Here is a 19976-nt window from a genome sequence, read left to right as displayed (position 1 = left end):
AAAGCGACGACAGCCCCAGTGGAGTGGACGCGACGATCTAAGGACTTCCGCCCGCCCCTGATCCCGAAGCGTTCGCATGCGGAGCCTCGAAGGATGAACGGCCGAACTGCCAGCCGAGCCGTCGTCCTTCGAGGGCCGCTGAAGACGCGGCCATCTCAGGATGACGGTGATGGGGCGACGCTCGCTCAACCGAGTTCGTCATTGCGAGTTGGGACCGGCTTGAGGAGCCGACGCGCGCTGAATGAAACTTTTCACGGGTGGGCGAAGGCGGTAGACTGGAGCGCCGTCGGCAAAGAGGTCGATTACTCTCTGGTGCGTGAGAGCCCGGTTGCGAGTTGGACCCGGGTTGCCTGGATGACCCACACTGGCGCGGAGGAGCCGCAAGGCTCTGGAGCACGCTTCCTAGCATTCTTTTCTGACAGGCGCCTATGCCGCCGGCGCCAAATGTTGAGGAGAGAAGCATGGATATTTTGTACGAGCGGGTGGCAGGCCTGGACGTGCACAGGGACACGGTCGTGGCCTGTGTGCGGATCATGGTCGATGGCAAGGCGCAGCGGGAGTGCCGGACCTTTTTGGCCACGACGGAGCAGCTTGTGGAACTGCGAAGGTGGCTGGAAGAATGCCGGTGCACGCATGTGGCGATGGAGGCGACGGGAGTCTACTGGATGCCGGTGTTCCGGATCCTGGGCGAAGGCGCCTTTGACCTGATCATCGCCAATGCAGCGCACATCAAGAACGTGCCGGGACGCAAGACCGACATGAACGATGCGATGTGGATTGCCGATCTGTTGGCCTGCGGGCTGATCAAGGGCAGCTTCATTCCGGAGGAGGAGGTGCAGGAGCTGCGCGCGCTGACGCGGACGCGCAAGCAACTGGTGCGCGAGCAGACGCGGCACGTGCAGCGGATCGACAAGACGCTGGCGGAAGCCAACATCAAGCTCGGCTCGGTAATCTCCGACATCATGGGCGCGAGCGGGCGGCGGATCATCCAGGCGATGATCGAGGGCGTGCGGCAGCCGAACAAGCTGGCCGAGCTTGCCGGCAAGCAGATCAAGGCGTCGCCAAAGGAGCTTTACGATGCGTTGCACGGGCGCCTGACGGATCACCACCGCTTCCTGCTCGCGCTTCATCTGCGCCAATGGGATGGTCTGGATGAAACGATTCGCAAGCTCGATGCCGAAATCGCTCAGCGGATCGAGGGCATGGAAGCGGAAATCGATGGCGGCAAAACCCCCTTTCGCCACCTGATCGAATTGCTGACCACGATTCCCGGGGTCAGCGCAGTGGCGGCGCCAGCCATTCTGTCCGAGATCGGCGCCGACATGAGCCGTTTCCAGACCGCCGGCCATCTCGTCGCCTGGGCCGGACTGTGTCCCGGGCAGAACGAGAGCGCCGGCAAGCGCAAGTCCTCGCGCCTGCGCAAGGGGCACCGTGGCTCAAGACCATGCTCGTTCAATGTGCCTGGGCCGCCAAGCGCGCAAAGAACAGCTACTACCGAGCCCAATTCTTCCGCTTGCAGGCCAAACGCGGGCCGCAAAAAGCCATCTGTGCCGTCGCCGCCTCGATCCTCACCGCCATCTATCACATCCTCAAGAACGGCACGGAGCACCATGACCTCGGCGCCGACTACTTCGACCGCCGGCCCACCGAGGTCAAAGCAAGCCGACTGGTCGCACGTCTCAAAAAGCTCGGCTTCGCCGTTCAACTCCAGCCCATAGCGGAGGCCGCCTGACGCCAAACGACCAACCGTTTCTTCCTAGCGCAGCGAAGCAATCCAGGCTGTCACCGCGAAAGGATTCTGGATTGCTTCGCTGCGATCGCAATGACGATGGGGAGATAGCATGCCAAGACGGACGCACCCACCATCCTAGAAGTGCTCGCTCTCGTTCGAAGCGAATGCCGCCTGCCCCGTAATCTCATCCGCTCGCCAGCACCTCACCGCATGACCGTCCGCACGCGTCTCCAGCGACGGACCCGGCTCTCTCCGGCACACCGCTTCGGCATACCGGCATCGTGGGCTGAACGCGCATCCGTTCGGCGGATTGAGCGGGTTGGGAAGATCGCCGCCTGTCGTCGCCATCGGGGCATGGCGCAGGGGATCGGGGATGGCGGCGATCAGGGCCTGGGTATAGGGGTGCGCCGGGCGTTCGAAAATTTCGCGCCAGTCGCCGTTCTCGACGATGCGGCCGAGATACATCACGGCGACCCGGTCGCTCATGTGTTCGACCACGCCGAGGTCGTGGCTGATCATGATGTAGGAGAGGCCGAGCGTGTCCTTCAATTCCAAGAGGAGATTGATGATCTGGGCGCGGATCGAGACGTCGAGCGCCGAGACGGGTTCGTCGCAGATGACGATCTTGGGGTTGAGGATCAGCGCACGCGCAATGCCGATGCGCTGGCGCTGGCCGCCGGAGAATTCATGCGGGTAGCGATCGGCCTGCTCGGGCCGCAAGCCCACGTGCCGCAGCATGGTCGCGACGCGGTCCTCGATCTCGGTGCTTGCGGTCACGCCATGCACGCGCAGCGGATCTTCAATGTGCGGCGCACGGTCTGGCGCGGATTGAGTGAGGCGTAGGGATCCTGAAAGACGATCTGGACAATGCGGGCCAATGACTTCCGGTCCACAGACGGCCTGTCCGTCACGACCTGCCCGTCCAGCACGATGCGGCCGCGCGTCGGCGTCAGCAGGCCCAGGATCGACAAGGCGACCGTCGACTTGCCCGAACCGGACTCGCCGACGAGCCCGAGGCATTCGCCGCGCTTCAGCCTGAGATCGACGCCGTCGACGGCACGAAGTAGCCGTTGGCCGCGGCCGAACAAGCCGCCGCCCAGGGGAAAATGCACCGCGAGATCCTCGACGCTGAGAATGAGATCGTCGTCCGGCCTGCCCTCACCCGACCTGTCTTTGGGCTCATGCATGGTGATGACACCTCACCAGACCGCCGGCCTGCAGAAACTCCACATTCGGCGCCACGCTCCGGCAAATCTCAGTCGCCTGCGTACAGCGCGGGTTGAACCGGCAGCCCTCCGGGAAGTGGTGATCGCCGGCACGACGCCCGCGATCTCCTTCAACCTGCTCCGGCCGAGCGCAGCACGGCTTCCCAGCCGCGGCAGCGAGGCAACCAGGCCTTGCGTATAAGGATGCGAGGGGGCGCGGAAGATGTCGGCTGAGCCGCGCTCCTCGACGATGCGGCCGGCATACATGACGGCGACGCGGCGGCAGACATTAGCGACCAGGCCGAGATCGTGGCTGATCATCAGGATCGCCGTGCCGCGTTCGGCGCATAGATTGCGCATCAGCTCGATGATTTCGGCCTGCACGGTCACGTCGAGCGCGGTGGTCGGCTCGTCGGCGATCAGGAGATCCGGGCCGCAGGCGAGCGCGATGGCGATCATGACGCGCTGGCGCATGCCGCCCGAGCTGGTGCGGATAGTCGTGCACGCGCCGCTCGGGCGCGGGAACGCGGACGCTCGCCAGCGCCTCGACCGCGAGCTGGTTGGCCTCACGCCAGCTCTTGCCCTTGTGCAGCACGAACATCTCCGCGATCTGCCGTCCGACCGGCGAGACCGGATTCAGCGCCGTCATCGGCTCCTGGAAGATCATGGCGATGCGATTGCCGCGTAGATCCCGCTGGGCGGCGGCGGACAGGTGCTGGATCTCCCGTTCGTCAAACCGGACGACGCCGCCGCCAATCGACAAAGGCGGCCGCAGCAGGCCGATCAAAGCGAGCGCCGTGATGCTCTTGCCGCAGCCGGATTCGCCGACCAGGCCGAAGGTCTCGCCGCGATCGATGCGGAATGAAATGCCCTCGGCCGCCGCAACGCGCCGCGATCCATCGTCGAGATCGATGCGCAAATCCTCGACCTCGATCAGCGGCGCGCCGGTCATGTCCGCCGGCTCCGCGATTGGGGGTCGAGAATATCGCGCAGGCCGTCGCCGAGCAGATTGAGCCCGAGCACCGTCAGGAAGATGGCGAGGCCGGGAAACACCGAGAGCCACGGGGCCGTCGTGATCTGGTCACGGGCGTCCGACAACATGCTGCCCCAGCTCGGAAACGGCGGGCGGACGCCGAGCCCGAGGAACGACAAGGCGGCCTCGGAGAGGACTGCGCTGCCCATGCCGAGCGTGCCGATGACGACGATCGGCCCCAGCATGTTCGGCAACAGCTGCGTGATCATGATGCGCAGATCGCCGTAACCGAGCACGGTCGCGGCCTGCACATAGCCTTGGCTCCTCAGCGACAGCGCCGAGGCCCGCGCGATCCGGCAGGTGAAGGACCAGTTGGTCAGCCCCAGCGCGATCAGCAGGCTGGTCAGGCCCGGTCCAAGCACCGCCATGATGGCCAACGCGAAGATCAGCGAAGGGATCGCGAGCATGACATTGGTCAGGGCGTTGACGACGTCGTCCCACCAGCCGCCCCAATAGCCGGCGCTCAGGCCCAGCGCCACGCCGATGACGCTGTTGATGAGCTGCGAGACGATGCCGACCGTCAACGAGACACGCGCGCCGTAGACGACCCGGGAATAGATGTCGCGGCCCTGGTCGTCGGTGCCGAACCACCAGATCCAGCTCGGTGGCTCCTCCGCGTTCATGAGGTTGGCGTCCATGACGGGATCTGTGTGCGCCAGCCAGGGCGCGAGCACGCCGACCAGGATCGCGAGCGCGAACAACGCGCCGCCGATGATGAGATTGGCGCGCAGCTTCATGCGTATCTGATCCTGGGATCGATCACGCCATAGAGCACGTCGATCAGCAGATTGATCGCGAGAAACGCCAGCACCACCACGAGAATGGAGCCCTGGACGGCCGGAAGGTCGCGCTGCAGGACACTGTCGACCAGCAGCGAGCCGATGCCCGGCCACGAGAACAATTTCTCGACGACGACCGCCTGCCCCATCAGCCCGCCGAACTGCAGGCCGACGGTGGTGAGAATGATGACAAGCGCGTTGCGCATCACATGCCACTTCACGACGCGGGTCTCACTCATGCCCTTGGAGCGCGCGGTGCGGACGAAATCGGCCGTCATGATCTCGAGCACCGCAGCGCGCGTCGTCCGGGCAAACAGCGCCATCGGCGAGACGCCGAGCGTCACGGCCGGCAAGAGCAGATATTTCAGGCCGCCATCGCCATAGCCGAAACTCGGCAGCCAGCCGAGCTTCAACGCAAACAGATACATCAGCACCAGTCCAAGCCAGAACTTGGCGATGGACAGGCCCGACACCGCCACGACCATCGCGAGCGTGTCGACGAGACCGCCCGGCCGCAATGCCGCGATGAAGCCGAGCGGCACGCCGAGCAGAACCGAAAAGGCCATGGCGGTGAAGATCAGCTGCAGCGTCGGCCGGGCCCGCTTGGCGATCATGGTCGTAACAGGCTCGCGGGTCCGGAACGACGTGCCGAAATCACCGGTGGCAAGCTTGGCCATATAGGCGCCGAAACGCACATAGACGGGATCGTCGAGGCCGAGCTGCTTCTTCAGGCGCAGCTCGACCTGGGGATCGGCGTCGTCGCTCATGGACGAGACGATACTGCCGGGAACGACGCTGAACAGCACGAACACCAGAGCCACGACGGCGAGCACGGTCGGAATGGTTTGCAGCAGGCGACGGATCAGGAAGGAGAGCATCGGCACTTTCTTCCTCCCCCATCGTTCACTGCGATGGAGGGAGCACGAGAACGCGTGTCACTTCGCGGGCGAGGTCTCGTCGACCCAGAGGTCCTCGACGTTCTGGTGAGTCAGCTCCGTCGCGTTCAGCTGAACGCCGTGGAGCCACGGCTGCACGGCCATGACCGCCTTGTTGTAGTTGAAGAACCAGACCGGCGCCTCGTCGTAGAGCAGCGCATTGGCCTTTTGCAGCAGCTGGACGCGCTTTGCGGAATCGTCAGCCTGCCCTGCCTCGTCGAGAATCTTGTCGAACTCGGCGTTCTTGAAATTCATGTAGTTGCAGGCCGATGGCGGGGTCGACGAGTGGAAGCATTTCAGGGCAGCCTGGGGATCCGGGCCGGTCTGCTGGGAATAGATGAAGGCCTGGTAGTCGCCGGAGCGAACCACCTCCGACAGCACCGCGGTCTCGACCTGTTTGACCTTCACCTTGATGCCGACCTTGTCCAGCATCGGGATCACCGCCGAGACGATCGGCAGGCCCCAGCTTTCATTCTGGCTGGTGGTCCATTCGAATTCGAAGCCGGAGGGATAGCCGGCGTCAGCGAGCAGCTGCCTGGCCTTGGCGGGATCGTAGGGGTACGGCTTCATCGCCTTGTCGTAGGCCGTCGAGGTCAGCGGCAGCCAGCTGGTGGCGCGATAGGCCTTGCCTTTGACCAGCTTGTTGATGATCAAATCGGTATCGATCGCGTAGTTGATCGCCTGCCGGACGCGCTTGTCGGCGAACGGCTTGAATGCGGGATTCATCCCCATGTAACGCGTGAACACCTCGGCGACCTCCGCGATGGTGCCCTTGAGGTTGGGGTCGGCCTGATAGGCGACGTATTGCGCCGGCCCGAGCACCGAGGTGTCGATCTCCTTGTTGCGGAAGGCGACATCGCGCGCCGCGGCCTCGCCCATGATCGACACGATGACCTTGTCGGCATAGGGCTTGCCGGGCTTGTAGAACCGGTCCCACCGCTCCAGGACCATGCGCGATCCCGGCACGTGCTCGACGAATTTGAACGGTCCGAGACCGATCGGGTGCTGGATGAAGCTGTCCTTGGCGGCCTCGTCGGCGGGATAGATCGAGGTCAGTGCGGTGAACAGGTAGAACGCCGGATCGACCTTCTCGGTCAGCTTCATCTCAACGGTGAAATCGTCGATCTTCTTCAGGCCGGAGATCTCCTTCGCCTGGCCCTTCTCAACCGCGGCCGCGCCTTCGATGATGCGCACATAGCGTGCGCCGGGAAAGGCCTTGGTGCCGTCCATGATCCGGTTGTAGGACCAGATGACGTCGTCAGCCGTCATCTTGCGGCCATTGTGGAAATAGGCGTCGTCGCGCAGCTTGAAGGTATAGACGAGACCACCGCCGGAGACGACGACCTCCTTGGCCAATTCCGGGACCGGCTTTCCTTCGGCGGAATCCCAGATGTAGAGCGAGCGATGCAGGGCCTTGGCGTAGATCTCGTCCTGGGCTCGCTGGGTGGTGTGGATGTCCAGGCTGGTGAAGCTCGAGCCATAGGGCGCCGTCATGCGGATGGTTCCGCCCTTGCGCGGTGTCTGGGCCTCCGCTGATCCGGCGAGCGCCAGACCCAAACCCGCGACGATCGCGATCATCCTGAGCATCATGTGTCCCCCAACGCAGGTATTCCGATCAGGGATTTGATCATTCGGAGCCCGTCGAACGCAAGCTTCGTTTTTGAGGGCGACGGGTTCCGGAACGCGGCCCTCTGCAGGACGCCTGGCTGTCGCAGCGCGCTCTTGCGCTGCACATCCCGCAAGCGGGCCTTCAGCCTGACAATTCCGGCTGCCAATCGCGCAGTTTTCGCGCAGCGCCGGTGACGTCGGCGATCGTCCGAAACGCCGCGGCCTCGACCATCATTCCGCGTGCGAGCCGTACCGCGCGGGCCTCGCTGATGGCGCGCCTCCCGGGGTCCTCGATCAGCTCGAAATCGATGTTGTGGGCGAGGCCGAAGATGCGGCGGATCGTTTTGGCGGCGGCAAAGCCGACGGTGTCGGTGAACAGACGCTGCAGATACGCCTGCCGCTCGATCTCGAGCCGGGCGGCGCCCTTGTCGCCGGCGAAGAGCGAGACCGGATAGGCGTCGCCGCGGGCGTCCGTCCGCCAGAGGTCGAGGAATTTTCGCGCGAACTCGTTCCAGACTTTCTCGACTGTCTCCAGCACCCAGATCTCGAACGCCTGCCGCTCGCCCGGCGCGCGCTCGTGGCCGGCGGAGGCGAAAAAGGCCATCAGCAGGTTGGCCAGCACCGCGCCGACGTCAAACCCCATCGGGCCATAGAAGGCGAATTCCGGGTCGATCACCCGCGTTTCGGCTTCGGTCACCATGATCGAGCCGGTGTGGAGATCGCCATGGAGCAGTGCTTCGGGGCTCGCCATGAATTTCAGCTTCAGCCGGGAGATCGCGACATGCAGCTCCATGTCGTCGCGCAAGGACGCGGCCAGGCCGTCGAGATACGGCGCGGTCCAGCGGTTCTGCTCGGCGATGCGATAGGGATCGGTGAAGATCAGATCCTCGGTGATCTTGCACAGCGCATGGTTGCCGGCGAAGGCCGCGATGGCCTCCTTCTTCTCCGCGGCCGTGAGCGCGAGGTCGGACGTGAAGAACAGCGTCCGCGCCATGAAGGTGGTGATGTCGTGGACGAAGCGCGGATAGCAGGTAGCAGCCACGAGCCCCTTGCGCATGATGATGTGGGGCTCGAGCAGCTCCATCACGGTGAGTGCCAACGCCTCGTTGTGGTGCAGCAGCGCCGGAACGAGGCCGGGCGCGAGCTCGGCCTGCCGGGTCAGCGCGAGATATTCATAATGGGCCCGCGACAGCGGCAGCGGCCAGCTCTCGCCGACGAGGCGGACGTAAGGCAGCGCTTGCTTTACGGCGATGCCGCCGCGGTCGCCCTTGACGATGAAGACGAGGTTGAGATTGCCGTCGCCGACTTCGGTGATCCCCCAGGCGGCCGGCGCGCCGCCGAGCAGTGCCGCAATCTCAGGCAGGCCTGCGAGATAGTCCCGCAAGGCCGCTTCCTGAAGAATCCGATAGTCCCCCCGCGCCTCCGTCATGACGAACCCATCCCATCCTTGATGGCCGGACCGTTACTCCCGCTCCAGGAAGCTCGAGCCGATCTCGGCCTTTCTTTTGATGGGATCGTAATCGCAATAGACGTTGTCCGCCACCAGCGTGTAGCTGGCGCTGACGGTGTATTTGTCCAGCTTGACCGCGTTCAGGCCGATCACCGAGGTGCTCTTGCCGCCGTTCCATTTGAACGGCGTCGAGCTCTTGGCCTGCTCGCAGGCCATCACGGCTTCGTTGAAGACGTAGCCCTCGACGAACGCCTTCAGCGTTCGCGCCTGCACGGCCGTCCTCCATTCAAAATAGCCGATGGCCCCGAGACCGGCGACGATCAGCACCAGAAGCGCGACGACGATTCTCTGAAAAATCATTCGTTCCCCCCAAAGCGAAACTGTGTTCACCTCTCCCGAGGGGAGAGGTGAAACTAAAACGGCATTCCCATCAATTTCGACAAGCGTTCGATCTGCAGATAGCCGGCGTGATAGGCCGCCAGACCGGCGGCAAAGATGACGATCGAGAGGACCGTGGTCCAGATCAGCTTGCGCCGCATGCCGGTCAGGACCGGTGCGCCGGGGTCGGTGCCGGGCGCACCGGCACCGTCTTCATGCTGGCTGCGCACGCCGAACGGCAGCGTCAGAAACAGCGCGATCCACCAGATCACGAAGTAGATCGCAAGCCCGGTCGAGATTTGATAGGCCATGGGTGCGGCCCTACGCCTGCTCGATTTCGACCAGCGCGCCGGAAAAGTCCTTCGGATGCAGGAACAGCACCGGCTTGCCATGGGCCCCGATCTTCGGCACGCCGTCGCCGAGCACGCGGGCGCCCTCCTTCACCAGGGTGTCGCGCGAGGCGATGATGTCGACCACCTCGTAGCAGACGTGGTGGATGCCGCCGTCGGCATTGCGCTCGAGAAACTTTGCGATCGGCGAGTCCTCCCCGAGCGGCTCGATGAACTCGATCTTGGTGTTGGGCAGCGTCGCGAACACGGTGGTGACGCCATGCTCGGGCAGCGCGACGGCTTCCGAAATCTGCGCTCCGAATGCCGCGCCGTAGATCCTTGCGGATTTGACGGCATCCCTGGTCGCGATCGCGACGTGGTTGAGGCGACCCAGCATGTGCTTCTCCCTTAAAGCATGATCCGAAGACCATGCTCAACTACACCGTCAGGACGTGTACCAGACAGGGCGGCTTTTTGCCCCAATGTTCGTTGATCACGGATCGGACGGCGCGTCGCACCGACTCCGCCAGCGCGTCCGGATCCCTGCGGCGCGCCTTCGGCAGGCCCTCGATCGTGGACATCACGGCATCGAAGACGATGTCGTCGAACGGCTCGCCCGCCCGGTTCTTCTCGGGGATGCCGACCAGATCGACCTCGGGATCGTCGGCGAGCTCGCCCTGCGCGGTCATAGCGATGGCGACGAAGGCACAGCCGGAGAAGGCCATGCGGCGGCGCTCGACCACGGCGCGTGACTTGGAATCCTCGAGAATGGTGCCGTCCTTGTAGAGCCGGCCGGACGGCACCTCGCCGATAACGCCGGGATCGCCGGGACCGAGCTTGACGAGGTCGCCGTTGCGAATGACCAGGACACGCGGCACGCCGGCGGCGCGCGCGAGCTTGGCGTGCTCGTTCAGGTGCAGGGCTTCGCCATGGACGGGGATCAGGAGCTGCGGCTTCACCCAGGAGATCAGGTCGCGCAGCTCGTCGCGGCGCGGATGGCCGGAGACGTGGACCAGATGGTCGCGGTCGGTGAGGACCTCGACGCCCTGCAGCACCAGATTGTTGATGATCGAGCCGACCGCCTTCTCGTTGCCGGGAATCGTTCGCGAGGAAAAGATCACGCTGTCGCCGCGGTTCAGCGTGATCTCGGGATGGTCGTCATTGGCGATGCGGGCCAATGCGGCGCGGGACTCGCCCTGGCTGCCGGTGCACAGCGCCAGCACCTTGTCCTGCGGCAGATGGCCGTAGACCTCGGGCGAGCGGAAATTCTGGACGCCGTCGAGATAGCCGGTCTCGCGCGCGACCTGCACCACGCGCTCCATAGCGCGGCCGACCACGACGACCTCGCGGTCGGCGGCTTTCGCCGCGTCGGCGACGGCCTTGATGCGGGCGACGTTGGAGGCGAAGGTCGTGACGGCGACGCGGCCCTTGGCGGCCTTCACCAAGTCGACGATGGTGCGGGCGACCTCGGCCTCCGACGGGGAGCGGCCGTCGCGCACCGCATTGGTGGAATCGCCGATCAGCGCAATCACCCCCTCCTCGCCGAGTTCGCGCAGCCGCTTCTCGTCAGTGGGGCGGCCGAGCGTCGGAGTAGGATCGATCTTCCAGTCGCCGGTGTGCAGCACCGTGCCGGCCTCGGTATGGATCGCCAACGCATGCGCCTCCGGAATCGAGTGCGCGACCGGGATGAACTCGACGTTGAAGGGTCCGACATCGATGCGGCCACCCGAGGGGACCACGGTAACGGGAATCTTCGGCGCGTTGCGCTCGGCGGCGCATTTGGCCTCGAACAGCGCCGCACTGAATTGCGTCGCATAGATCGGGCATTTCAGCCGCGGCCAGAGGTCGATGATGGCGCCAAAATGGTCCTCATGGGCGTGGGTCAGCACCAGGCCCATCAGGTTCTTGCGCTCCTTCTCCAGGAAGCTGATGTCGGGCATGATCAGGTCTATGCCGGGCAGATGCTCCTCGTCGCCGAAGGAGACGCCGAGATCGACCGCGAGCCAGGCCCGCTGCTGGCGGTTGCCAAGGCCATAGATCGACAGGTTCATGCCGATCTCGCCGACGCCGCCGAGCGGCGCAAACACCAGTTCGTCGGGCCTTGCCATCACGCAGCTCCCACCGAACGAACCGGGCCGAAGAACACCTCGCCCGCGGCGACCGGCACGCGCCGCCCCTCCGCGGTGCGGACGATCAGGCAACCGGTGTCGTCGATCGTGTCAAAAATGCCTTCCAGCACCATGGTTCCCGTATGGATCGCGATCGGCTCGCCAAGGCGGGCGGCGCGCTCCAGCCAGAGTTTTCGGATCTCGGCAAAGCCCCGGCCATTGTCCCAGATGCCGCGAAACTCGACCCAGCTATCTGTAAGCGCCGAGAACAGCTCCTCGGCGCTGATCTGGACACCGAGCGCCGCAAGCGACACCGCCGGCGTCGGCGTGCCCTCGGGCGCCGCCACGATGTTGGTGCCGATGCCGACCACGATCGCCAGGCGATCGCCGACAGCTTCGGCCTCTAGCCCGATGCCGACCAGCTTCTTGCCATTGGCGAGGACGTCGTTCGGCCATTTCAGGGCGTAGCGCGGCCGGTCCGGCCCGAGCCGCAGCGCGGCCTCGATACTGACTTTCTCCAGGGCTGCTTCCTGCGCCAGCCCGGCGGCAAAACCTATCGTCGCAGCGACCGCAGGGGCCACGTCCATGACCTCGAGGACGCTGGCGGCGAGATTGCCGCGCGGCGAGATCCAGGCACGCTGGCGGCGGCCGCGGCCCGCCGTCTGCTCCGCTGTCACGAACCAGATCGGGCCACGCTCGCCGGCGCGCGCGCTTTCGATCGCATCCGTATTGGTCGAGCCGGTCCGCTCCAGGGCGGCGAGCTTGTAGCCCGCCGCAATTGCACGAGAACCGAGCGCGAACCCCATCCTAGAACAGCGACTTGGCGGCGGCGGAGGCGACACTCACCACCGGACCCGCGAACAATGCGAACAGGATGTTGAACAGGCCCGCGACCGCCAGCACCGTCTTGACCTCGACGCGCACCGGATCGACCTGGCCGGCCGGCTCGTCGAAATACATCGTCTTGACGATGGTGAGATAGTAGTAGGCGCCCACGACGCTGGAGAGCACGCCGATCACGGCGAGCGTAAACAGATTCGCCTTGATGGCGGCGACGAAGACGTACCACTTCGCGAAGAATCCGGCGAGCGGCGGAATGCCTGCGAGCGAGAACAGCAGCATCGCGAACATGAAGGCGAGCAGCGGATTGGTGCGCGACAGACCGGCGAAGTCGCTGATCTGCTCGACGGCCTGGCCGTTGCGCTTCATGGCAAGGATGATCGAGAACGAGCCGAGCGTCATTGCGACATAGATCACGATGTACATCAGCACGCCCTGCGCGCCCTCGACGGTGCCGGCAGCAAGGCCCACCAGGGCAAAACCCATATGGCCGATCGAGGAATAGGCCATCAGGCGCTTGATGTTGCTCTGGCCGATCGCGGCGAACGAACCCAGCGCCATCGAGGCGATCGCCACGAAGACCAGGATCTGCTGCCACTGCGAGACGATGCCGGGGAATGCGGTCAGCGTAACGCGGGTGAACACGGCAAGTGCTGCCACCTTCGGCGCGGAGGCAAAGAACGCGGTGACCGGGGTCGGGGCGCCTTCGTACACGTCGGGCGTCCACATGTGGAACGGCACGGCCGAGACCTTGAAGCAGAGGCCGGCGAGCAGGAACACCAGGCCGAACACGAGGCCCACATTGGCAGCGGTTGCAGCCGAGGCGATGCCTGCAAAGCTGACGGTGCCGGTGAAGCCGTAGATCAGCGAAGCGCCGTAGAGCAGCATGCCCGAGGACAGCGCGCCCAGCACAAAGTACTTCAGGCCGGCTTCGGTCGACTTGGCGTTGTCGCGGTTCGAGGCCGCCACGACATAGAGTGCGAGCGACATCAATTCGAGACCGAGATAGAGCGAGATCAGGTCGCCGGCCGAGATCAGCACCATCATGCCGAGCGTCGAGAGCAGCACCAGGATCGCGTATTCGAAGATGCGGCGCGACGGGTCGGACAGGAATTCGGTCGACAGCACCAGCGTCACCGCCGAGCCGATCAAAGCCAGGATCTTCATGAAGCGGGCGAAGTCGTCGACGATGAAGCTGCCGCCGAAGGTCACCTGCTTGCCCGCAGGCTGCATGTATTCGAGCACGCCGACCACGATCAGCAGCAGCACCGCGAGCGTGTTCACCGCGCCGGTGGCCCCCTGCCCGCGATAGGCGCCGAGCATCAGAAGCGCCATGGCGCCGATCGCGAGCACGAGCTCGGGCAGCACCGGCGCCAGTTGATAACCTGCAGTCGTAAAGCTCATTGCGATATCCTGACCTGCCCGATCAATGGAGCAGTGCGGCGGCCTTAACGGCCGTCACAGCGGTGTTGTAATTATTGACGAGTTGCTGGACCGAGGCCGCCGACATATCGAGCACCGGCTTCGGATAGACGCCGAACAGGATCGTCAGCGCGATCAGCGGGAACAGCGTCACGCACTCACGCAAAGTGAGATCCTTCATGCTCGCCAGCGACGGCTTGACCAGCGCCCCGAACACGACCTTGCGGTAGAGCCACAGCGCGTAGGCCGCCGAGAGGATCACGCCTGACGTGGCGAAGAACGCGGTCGGGATCGAGACCTTGAAGGTGCCGAGCAGCGTCATGAACTCGCCGACGAAACCACTCGTGCCGGGCAGACCGACATTGGCCATGGTGAAGACCATGAAGGTCAGCGCGTAGAGCGGCATCCGGTTGACGAGGCCGCCATAGGCCGCGATCTCACGGGTGTGCATGCGGTCGTAGACGACGCCAACGCAGAGGAACAGCGCGCCGGAGACGATGCCGTGCGAGATCATCTGGAACACGCCACCGGCGACGCCCTGCATGGTGCCGGCGAAGATGCCCATGGTGACAAAGCCCATATGCGCCACCGACGAGTACGCGATCAGCTTCTTCATGTCCTCCTGCATCAGCGCCACCAGCGAGGTGTAGATGATGGCAATCGCGGACAAGGTGAAGATCAGCGGCGCGAAGTCGTGCGACGCCAGCGGAAACATCGGCAGCGAGAAGCGCAGGAAGCCATAGCCGCCCATCTTCAGCAGGATCGCGGCCAGCACCACGGAGCCCGCGGTCGGTGCCTCGACGTGGGCGTCGGGCAGCCAGGTGTGCACCGGCCACATCGGCATCTTCACCGCAAACGAGGCAAAGAAGGCAAGCCACGCCCAGGTCTGCAGCGACCGCGGCACGGCGGTGTGCATCAGGGTCGGAATGTCGGTGGTGCCGCCGTTCCAGTACAGCGCCATGATGGCAAGGAGCATCAGCACCGAGCCGAGCAGCGTGTAGAGGAAGAACTTGAACGACGCGTAGACCCGGCGCGGACCGCCCCAGACGCCGATGATCAGGAACATCGGGATCAGGCCGCCTTCGAAGAACAGATAGAACAGCACGAGATCGAGCGCCGAGAAGGTGCCGATCATCAACGTTTCCAGGATCAGGAACGCCATCATGTACTCGCGGACGCGGTTCGTGATCGCCTTCCAGCTCGCGATGATGCAGAACGGCATGATCGCGGTGGTGAGGATGACCAGCGGCAGCGAAATGCCGTCCACCCCCATGTGGTAAGTGATGCCGGTCGCCAGCCAGGCCGACTTCTCGACGAACTGGAAGTCGGCATTGGACGGATCGAAGCGCATGACCAGGAGCACCGACACCGCGAAGGTGATCAGCGTGGTCCACAGCGCGATCCAGCGCGAATTACGCCGCGCCGCCTCGTCATCGCCGCGGCTGAGATAGACGATCAGCGCACCGACCAGCGGCAGGAACGTCGTGACCGATAGGATAGGCCAGGTTGTCATTTACTGGCCTCCAAAGCCGAACATGAACCAGGTGATCAGGCCGGCGGCGCCGATCAGCATGGCGAATGCGTAGTGATAGAGATAGCCGGTCTGGATCTTCACGACGTTGCGGGTGACGTCCAGCACGCGGGCCGAGATGCCGTCGGGACCGAGGCCGTCGATAATGTAGCCGTCGCCCTTCTTCCAGAGCTGATAGCCGATCCACTTCGCCGGACGGACGAAGATGAGGTCGTAGAGCTCGTCGAAGTACCATTTGTTGAGCAGAAACTGGTACAGCATCGGCTGCGTGTTCGCGAGCTCGACCGGGAGGTAGGGCTTGCGGATGTAGAAGGTGTAGGACACCAGGAAGCCGCCGACCATCATCACGAAGGGCAGCCAGCCCAACAGATGCGGCATGTGCTCCATATCTTCGAGGATATGCGGGTTCATCTTTACGGACTCGCGGAAGAACTCTTCCACGCCGTGAGGACCGGTGAACAGCTCCTTGAACGGGAAGCCGGCGAGGACCGAGCCAACCGCCAGCACGCCGATCGGGATCAGCATCCAGATCGGGCTCTCGTGCGCGGCCTCGTAATGCTCCTGGTCGTGCGGCTCGCCGAAGAAGGTCTTGAACACCAGACGCCAGGAATAAAACGAGGTCAGGCCGGCGGCTGCGACCGTCAGCAGATAGGCATACATCGAGAACGGATTGTGCGAGGCGTAGGCGGACTCGATGATCGCATCCTTGGAGAAGTAGCCGGCGAACAACGGGAAGCCGGTCAGCGCCAGCGTGCCGACGGTCATCACCGCGAACGTGTACGGGATCTTCTTCCAGAGGCCGCCCATGTTGCGGATGTCCTGCTCGTGGTGCATCGCGTAGATCACCGAGCCGGAGCCCAGGAACAGCAGCGCCTTGAAGAAGGCGTGCGTGAACAGGTGGAACATGCCGACCGAATAGGCCCCTGCTCCCATCGCCACGAACATGTAGCCGAGCTGCGAACAGGTCGAATAGGCGACGATGCGCTTGATGTCGTTCTGGACGAGACCGATGGTCGCCGCGAAGAACGCCGTGGTCGCACCGAAGAACATGACGACGGCCTGGGCGTTCGGAGCGAGTTCGAACAGCGGCGACAGGCGCGCCACCATGAACACGCCGGCGGTCACCATGGTCGCCGCGTGGATCAGCGCCGAGACCGGCGTCGGGCCTTCCATCGCGTCCGGCAACCAGGTGTGCAGCAGGAACTGCGCCGATTTGCCCATCGCGCCCATGAACAGCAAAAGGCAGGTCAGCGTCAGCGCATCGGCGTGCCAGCCGAGGAAGTCGATGGTCTTGCCGGTGAGGCCGGGCGCCGCATGGAAGATGGTCTCGAAATCGGTCGAGCTGGTCAGGTAGAAGATCGCGAAAATGCCGAGCGCGAAGCCGAAATCGCCGACGCGGTTGACCACGAACGCCTTGATGGCGGCGGCGTTCGCCGACGGCTTCTGGTACCAGAAGCCGATCAGGAGGTAGCTCGCCAGACCCACGCCCTCCCAGCCGAAGAACAGCTGCACGAGGTTGTCCGCGGTCACCAGCATCAGCATGGCGAAGGTGAACAGGCTGAGATAGCCGAAGAAGCGCGGCCGGTTCGGATCCTCGTCCATGTAGCCGATGGAATAGAGGTGCACGAGCGAGGACACGGACGTCACCACCACCAGCATCACGGCCGTGAGGGTGTCGACGCGCAGCGTCCACCAGACCTCGAGCTCGCCGGAGAAGATCCAGGGCAGAAGCTGGATTCGGGCGTCATGGCCATTGAAACCGACATCGACCAGCATCATCCAGGACAGCGCGGCCGCCACGAACAGCAGTGCGGTCGTGATCAGCTCGGCACCGCGCGAGCCGGCGGCCGGCGGCTCGACCGGGCCATGGCCGTGGTCGTCATGGCCGTCGCCGGGCTCGTGATGGGTCTCGTGGATGACCGAGGCATCCTCATTGATCGTATCGGCCGCATGGGCTTGCGCGCCATGACCGTGGTTGTCGTGATGCTCGACGGTGTCGCCTGAAGGGTTGCGGGCATGCGCGCCGAACAGCGCGATCACGCCGGCCAGAATGGCGCCCAGCAGCGGCAGAAAAACGATTGCCTGGAGCATAGCCGGGTTAACCCTTCATCAGATTGACGTCCTCAACCGCGATCGAGCCGCGGTTGCGGAAATAGACCACGAGGATGGCGAGACCGATCGCGGCTTCGGCAGCCGCAACGGTCAAGACCAGCAGCGCGAAGACCTGGCCGACGATGTCGCCGAGGAAGGTCGAGAATGCCACCAGATTGATGTTGACCGAGAGCAGGATCAGCTCGATCGACATCAGGATGACGATGATGTTCTTGCGGTTCAGGAAGATGCCGAGGATTCCGAGCGTGAACAGGATCGCGCCGACCGCCAGATAATGTCCGAGCCCGATCGTCATTTCACCCACTCCGCCGCATCGGCGTCCTGGAGCCCCTGCCCCGATGCCACCTTGCGCATCGCCATCGCCATCTCGGGCGTGCGTGCGTTCTGAACGTTGATGTCCTGCCGCTTCACGTTCGCCTTGTGGCGCAGCGTCAGCACGATGGCGCCGATCATGGCGACCAGCAGCACCATGCCCGAGAGCTCGAAGTAGTGGACGTACTTCGTATAGAGCACGAGGCCGAGCGCCTCGGTATTCGAGACGTTGGTCGGGATCGGCGCCGTGATGGTCTTGCTCACGGTCGGATTGATGACCCAGGCGCCGACGGTCAAGAGCAGCTCGAACAGGAAGATGCCGCCGATCACGACGCCGACCGGCAGGTACTGGATGAAGCCCTCGCGCAGCTCGAGGAAGTCGACATCGAGCATCATGATCACGAACAGGAACAGCACCGCGACGGCGCCGACATAGACGACGATCAGGATCATCGCCAGGAATTCGGCGCCCATCAGCACGAACAGACCGGAGGCGTTGACGAAGGCCAGGATCAGGTACAGCACGGAGTGCACGGGATTGCGCGAGACAATCACCATCACAGCCGAGGCCACGCAGACGCCGGCGAAGAGATAGAAGAACAGCGCGGGAAGGATCATGCTCTCATCTCACCGGTACGGCGCGTCGAGCTCGATCGCTTTTGCGATCTCGCGTTCCCAGCGGTCGCCGTTGGCGAGCAGCTTGGCCTTGTCATAGAACAGTTCCTCGCGGGTCTCGGTCGCGAACTCGAAGTTCGGACCTTCGACGATGGCGTCGACCGGACAGGCCTCCTGGCAGAGGCCGCAATAGATGCACTTCACCATGTCGATGTCGTAGCGCACGGTGCGGCGGGTGCCGTCGTTGCGGCGCGGTCCGGCCTCGATGGTGATGGCCTGCGCCGGGCAGATCGCTTCACACAGCTTGCAGGCGATGCAGCGCTCCTCGCCGTTGGGATAGCGACGCAGCGCATGCTCGCCGCGGAAGCGCGGCGAGATCGGGCCCTTCTCGAATGGATAGTTCAGCGTCGGCTTCGGCTGGAAGAAATAACGCATGGCGAGAAAGAACGCCGAGACGAATTCCGACAGCAGAAGCGAGCGTGCAGTGGCGTTGATGTTGATACCCATGACGGCCCTCACTTCGGCGCGATGCCGGCGAACTGCAGCACGCCCGCGACCACGACAACCATCACCAGCGAGAGCGGCAGGAACACCTTCCAGCCGAGGCGCATCAGTTGGTCGTAGCGGTAGCGCGGCACGATCGCCTTTGCCATCGCGAACAGGAAGAACATGAAGAAGACTTTGAGCGAGAACCAGATGATCCCCGGCACCCAGTTGAAGGGCGGCAGATCAACCGGCGGCAGCCAGCCTCCGAGGAACAGGATCGTCGCCAGCGCGCACATCGTGACGATCGCGACATACTCGCCGAGCATGAACAAGAGATACGGCGTCGAGCCGTATTCGACCATGAAGCCGGCGACCAACTCGGATCCCGCCTCGACGAGGTCGAACGGCGGGCGGTTGGTTTCCGCGAGCGCCGAGACGTAGAACACCACGAACATCGGGAACAGCGGCCACACATACCAGTTCAGGATGGTGAGCTGCGGCAGCCCGATCAGGCTGGCAAGGCCGCGGATATGCTGGGCTTCGACGACGGCCGAGAGGTTCAGCGTGCCGGCGCAGAGCAGCACCGTGATGATGACGAAGCCGATCGAGACCTCGTAGGACACCATCTGCGCCGCCGAGCGCAGCGCAGCGAGGAACGGATATTTCGAGTTCGACGACCAGCCGGCCATGATGATGCCGTAGATCGACAGCGACGAGATCGCGAAGATGAAGAGAACGCCGACATTGATGTCGGAGATCACCCAGCCGAGATTGGTCGGGATCACCGCCCAGGCCGCAAGCGCGAGCACGCACGAGACCAAGGGAGCAAGGAGAAACACGCCCTTGTTGGCGCCGGACGGAATGATCGGCTCCTTGAGCACGAACTTCAGCAGGTCGGCGAAGGACTGGAACAAGCCCCAGGGTCCGACCACGTTCGGGCCGCGGCGGATCTGCACCGCCGCCCAGATCTTGCGGTCGGCGAGCAGGATATAGGCGATCGCGACCAAGAGGACGACGAGCACCAGCACGCTCTCCGCGATCATGATGATCAGCGGCCAAAGGAAGCCGGTCCAGAATGCGCTTGCGAAAAATTCCATCGGC

Annotated in this window: 16 protein-coding genes and 3 pseudogenes; 1 reads left to right on the top strand and 18 read right to left on the bottom strand. The window is 64.1% G+C overall.

What is annotated here, in order from left to right; genetic code table 11:
• The first annotated feature begins 461 nt into the window (after positions 1 to 461).
• Positions 462 to 1732: pseudogene (locus tag ACTGJ9_RS23375) on the top strand (IS110 family RNA-guided transposase).
• Between the two features lie 135 nt (positions 1733 to 1867).
• Here ACTGJ9_RS23375 and ACTGJ9_RS23370 read toward each other — a convergent pair.
• The 18 genes and pseudogenes from ACTGJ9_RS23370 to nuoH all read right to left on the bottom strand — a co-directional run bounded on the left by ACTGJ9_RS23370 (position 1868) and on the right by nuoH (position 19972).
• A pseudogene (locus tag ACTGJ9_RS23370) lies at positions 1868 to 2919 on the bottom strand (ABC transporter ATP-binding protein).
• Positions 2912 to 3889, bottom strand: a pseudogene (locus tag ACTGJ9_RS23365) (ABC transporter ATP-binding protein). The pseudogenes ACTGJ9_RS23370 and ACTGJ9_RS23365 overlap by 8 nt, the downstream one beginning before the upstream one ends.
• Positions 3886 to 4707 carry an ABC transporter permease gene (locus tag ACTGJ9_RS23360; RefSeq protein WP_456673014.1) on the bottom strand — a complete coding sequence of 274 codons (822 nt, stop codon included), beginning with the start codon at positions 4705 to 4707 and terminating at the stop codon, positions 3886 to 3888. The pseudogene ACTGJ9_RS23365 and the gene ACTGJ9_RS23360 overlap by 4 nt, the downstream one beginning before the upstream one ends.
• The gene (locus tag ACTGJ9_RS23355; protein WP_456678599.1) at positions 4704 to 5627 is read right to left on the bottom strand and encodes an ABC transporter permease; all 924 of its coding nucleotides are present in this window, start codon (positions 5625 to 5627) and stop codon (positions 4704 to 4706) included. Before ACTGJ9_RS23355 ends, ACTGJ9_RS23360 begins: the two co-directional genes overlap by 4 nt.
• Positions 5628 to 5684: 57 nt before the next feature.
• Positions 5685 to 7274 carry an ABC transporter substrate-binding protein gene (locus tag ACTGJ9_RS23350; RefSeq protein WP_456673013.1) on the bottom strand — a complete coding sequence of 530 codons (1590 nt, stop codon included), beginning with the start codon at positions 7272 to 7274 and terminating at the stop codon, positions 5685 to 5687.
• Positions 7275 to 7434: 160 nt separating this feature from the next.
• Entirely contained in the window at positions 7435 to 8721 is a 1287-nt protein-coding gene (mtnK, locus tag ACTGJ9_RS23345; RefSeq protein WP_456673012.1) for an S-methyl-5-thioribose kinase, read from the bottom strand.
• 33 nt (positions 8722 to 8754) lie between these two features.
• Complete coding sequence (locus ACTGJ9_RS23340; RefSeq protein WP_456673011.1) at positions 8755 to 9102, bottom strand: hypothetical protein; 348 nt, start codon at positions 9100 to 9102, stop codon at positions 8755 to 8757.
• Positions 9103 to 9155: 53 nt separating this feature from the next.
• Positions 9156 to 9431, bottom strand: coding sequence for a DUF1467 family protein (locus ACTGJ9_RS23335; protein WP_456673010.1), 276 nt, complete (start codon positions 9429 to 9431; stop codon positions 9156 to 9158).
• A 10-nt stretch (positions 9432 to 9441) separates the two neighbouring features.
• Positions 9442 to 9846, bottom strand: coding sequence for a methylmalonyl-CoA epimerase (mce, locus tag ACTGJ9_RS23330; protein ID WP_456673009.1), 405 nt, complete (start codon positions 9844 to 9846; stop codon positions 9442 to 9444).
• A gap of 40 nt (positions 9847 to 9886) precedes the next feature.
• The gene (locus ACTGJ9_RS23325; protein ID WP_456673008.1) at positions 9887 to 11557 is read right to left on the bottom strand and encodes a ribonuclease J; all 1671 of its coding nucleotides are present in this window, start codon (positions 11555 to 11557) and stop codon (positions 9887 to 9889) included.
• Positions 11557 to 12363: a biotin--[acetyl-CoA-carboxylase] ligase gene (locus ACTGJ9_RS23320; RefSeq protein ID WP_456673007.1), complete on the bottom strand. Its 807-nt coding sequence runs from the start codon at positions 12361 to 12363 to the stop codon at positions 11557 to 11559. The genes ACTGJ9_RS23325 and ACTGJ9_RS23320 overlap by 1 nt, the downstream gene beginning before the upstream one ends.
• A gap of 1 nt (position 12364) precedes the next feature.
• Positions 12365 to 13801, bottom strand: coding sequence for an NADH-quinone oxidoreductase subunit NuoN (gene nuoN / locus ACTGJ9_RS23315; protein ID WP_456673006.1), 1437 nt, complete (start codon positions 13799 to 13801; stop codon positions 12365 to 12367).
• 22 nt (positions 13802 to 13823) lie between these two features.
• The gene (locus ACTGJ9_RS23310; protein WP_456673005.1) at positions 13824 to 15332 is read right to left on the bottom strand and encodes an NADH-quinone oxidoreductase subunit M; all 1509 of its coding nucleotides are present in this window, start codon (positions 15330 to 15332) and stop codon (positions 13824 to 13826) included.
• Positions 15333 to 17441, bottom strand: coding sequence for an NADH-quinone oxidoreductase subunit L (gene nuoL / locus ACTGJ9_RS23305; protein ID WP_456673004.1), 2109 nt, complete (start codon positions 17439 to 17441; stop codon positions 15333 to 15335).
• A 7-nt stretch (positions 17442 to 17448) separates the two neighbouring features.
• Positions 17449 to 17757, bottom strand: a complete 309-nt coding sequence (gene nuoK, locus ACTGJ9_RS23300) for an NADH-quinone oxidoreductase subunit NuoK (RefSeq protein ID WP_008547737.1) — start codon at positions 17755 to 17757, stop codon at positions 17449 to 17451.
• Positions 17754 to 18392 carry an NADH-quinone oxidoreductase subunit J gene (locus ACTGJ9_RS23295; RefSeq protein WP_456673003.1) on the bottom strand — a complete coding sequence of 213 codons (639 nt, stop codon included), beginning with the start codon at positions 18390 to 18392 and terminating at the stop codon, positions 17754 to 17756. The genes nuoK and ACTGJ9_RS23295 overlap by 4 nt, the downstream gene beginning before the upstream one ends.
• Positions 18393 to 18401: 9 nt before the next feature.
• Positions 18402 to 18890 carry an NADH-quinone oxidoreductase subunit NuoI gene (gene nuoI, locus ACTGJ9_RS23290; RefSeq protein ID WP_027529879.1) on the bottom strand — a complete coding sequence of 163 codons (489 nt, stop codon included), beginning with the start codon at positions 18888 to 18890 and terminating at the stop codon, positions 18402 to 18404.
• A 14-nt stretch (positions 18891 to 18904) separates the two neighbouring features.
• Positions 18905 to 19972, bottom strand: a complete 1068-nt coding sequence (nuoH, locus tag ACTGJ9_RS23285; RefSeq protein ID WP_456673002.1) for an NADH-quinone oxidoreductase subunit NuoH — start codon at positions 19970 to 19972, stop codon at positions 18905 to 18907.
• Positions 19973 to 19976 lie beyond the last annotated feature (4 nt).

Origin of the sequence: Bradyrhizobium sp. RDM12, assembly GCF_051917485.1 — a bacterium.
In the GTDB taxonomy this organism is placed as follows: Bacteria; Pseudomonadota; Alphaproteobacteria; order Rhizobiales; family Xanthobacteraceae; genus Bradyrhizobium.
This window is presented reverse-complemented; position numbering and strand designations above follow the sequence as displayed.

Bases quoted from the DNA above. Each gene is read 5' to 3' on its own strand.
- nuoL (WP_456673004.1), bottom strand. From the start codon at position 17,441: ATGCTCCAGGCAATCGTTTTTCTGCCGCTGCTGGGCGCCATTCTGGCC.
- ACTGJ9_RS23355 (WP_456678599.1), bottom strand. From the start codon at position 5,627: ATGCTCTCCTTCCTGATCCGTCGCCTGCTGCAAACCATTCCGACCGTG.
- nuoH (WP_456673002.1), bottom strand. From the start codon at position 19,972: ATGGAATTTTTCGCAAGCGCATTCTGGACCGGCTTCCTTTGGCCGCTG.
- nuoK (WP_008547737.1), bottom strand. From the start codon at position 17,757: ATGACGATCGGGCTCGGACATTATCTGGCGGTCGGCGCGATCCTGTTC.
- mtnK (WP_456673012.1), bottom strand. From the start codon at position 8,721: ATGACGGAGGCGCGGGGGGACTATCGGATTCTTCAGGAAGCGGCCTTG.
- ACTGJ9_RS23340 (WP_456673011.1), bottom strand. From the start codon at position 9,102: ATGATTTTTCAGAGAATCGTCGTCGCGCTTCTGGTGCTGATCGTCGCC.
- ACTGJ9_RS23350 (WP_456673013.1), bottom strand. From the start codon at position 7,274: ATGATGCTCAGGATGATCGCGATCGTCGCGGGTTTGGGTCTGGCGCTC.
- ACTGJ9_RS23295 (WP_456673003.1), bottom strand. From the start codon at position 18,392: ATGATCCTTCCCGCGCTGTTCTTCTATCTCTTCGCCGGCGTCTGCGTG.
- mce (WP_456673009.1), bottom strand. From the start codon at position 9,846: ATGCTGGGTCGCCTCAACCACGTCGCGATCGCGACCAGGGATGCCGTC.
- ACTGJ9_RS23360 (WP_456673014.1), bottom strand. From the start codon at position 4,707: ATGAAGCTGCGCGCCAATCTCATCATCGGCGGCGCGTTGTTCGCGCTC.
- ACTGJ9_RS23335 (WP_456673010.1), bottom strand. From the start codon at position 9,431: ATGGCCTATCAAATCTCGACCGGGCTTGCGATCTACTTCGTGATCTGG.
- ACTGJ9_RS23325 (WP_456673008.1), bottom strand. From the start codon at position 11,557: ATGGCAAGGCCCGACGAACTGGTGTTTGCGCCGCTCGGCGGCGTCGGC.
- ACTGJ9_RS23310 (WP_456673005.1), bottom strand. From the start codon at position 15,332: ATGACAACCTGGCCTATCCTATCGGTCACGACGTTCCTGCCGCTGGTC.
- nuoN (WP_456673006.1), bottom strand. From the start codon at position 13,801: ATGAGCTTTACGACTGCAGGTTATCAACTGGCGCCGGTGCTGCCCGAG.
- ACTGJ9_RS23320 (WP_456673007.1), bottom strand. From the start codon at position 12,363: ATGGGGTTCGCGCTCGGTTCTCGTGCAATTGCGGCGGGCTACAAGCTC.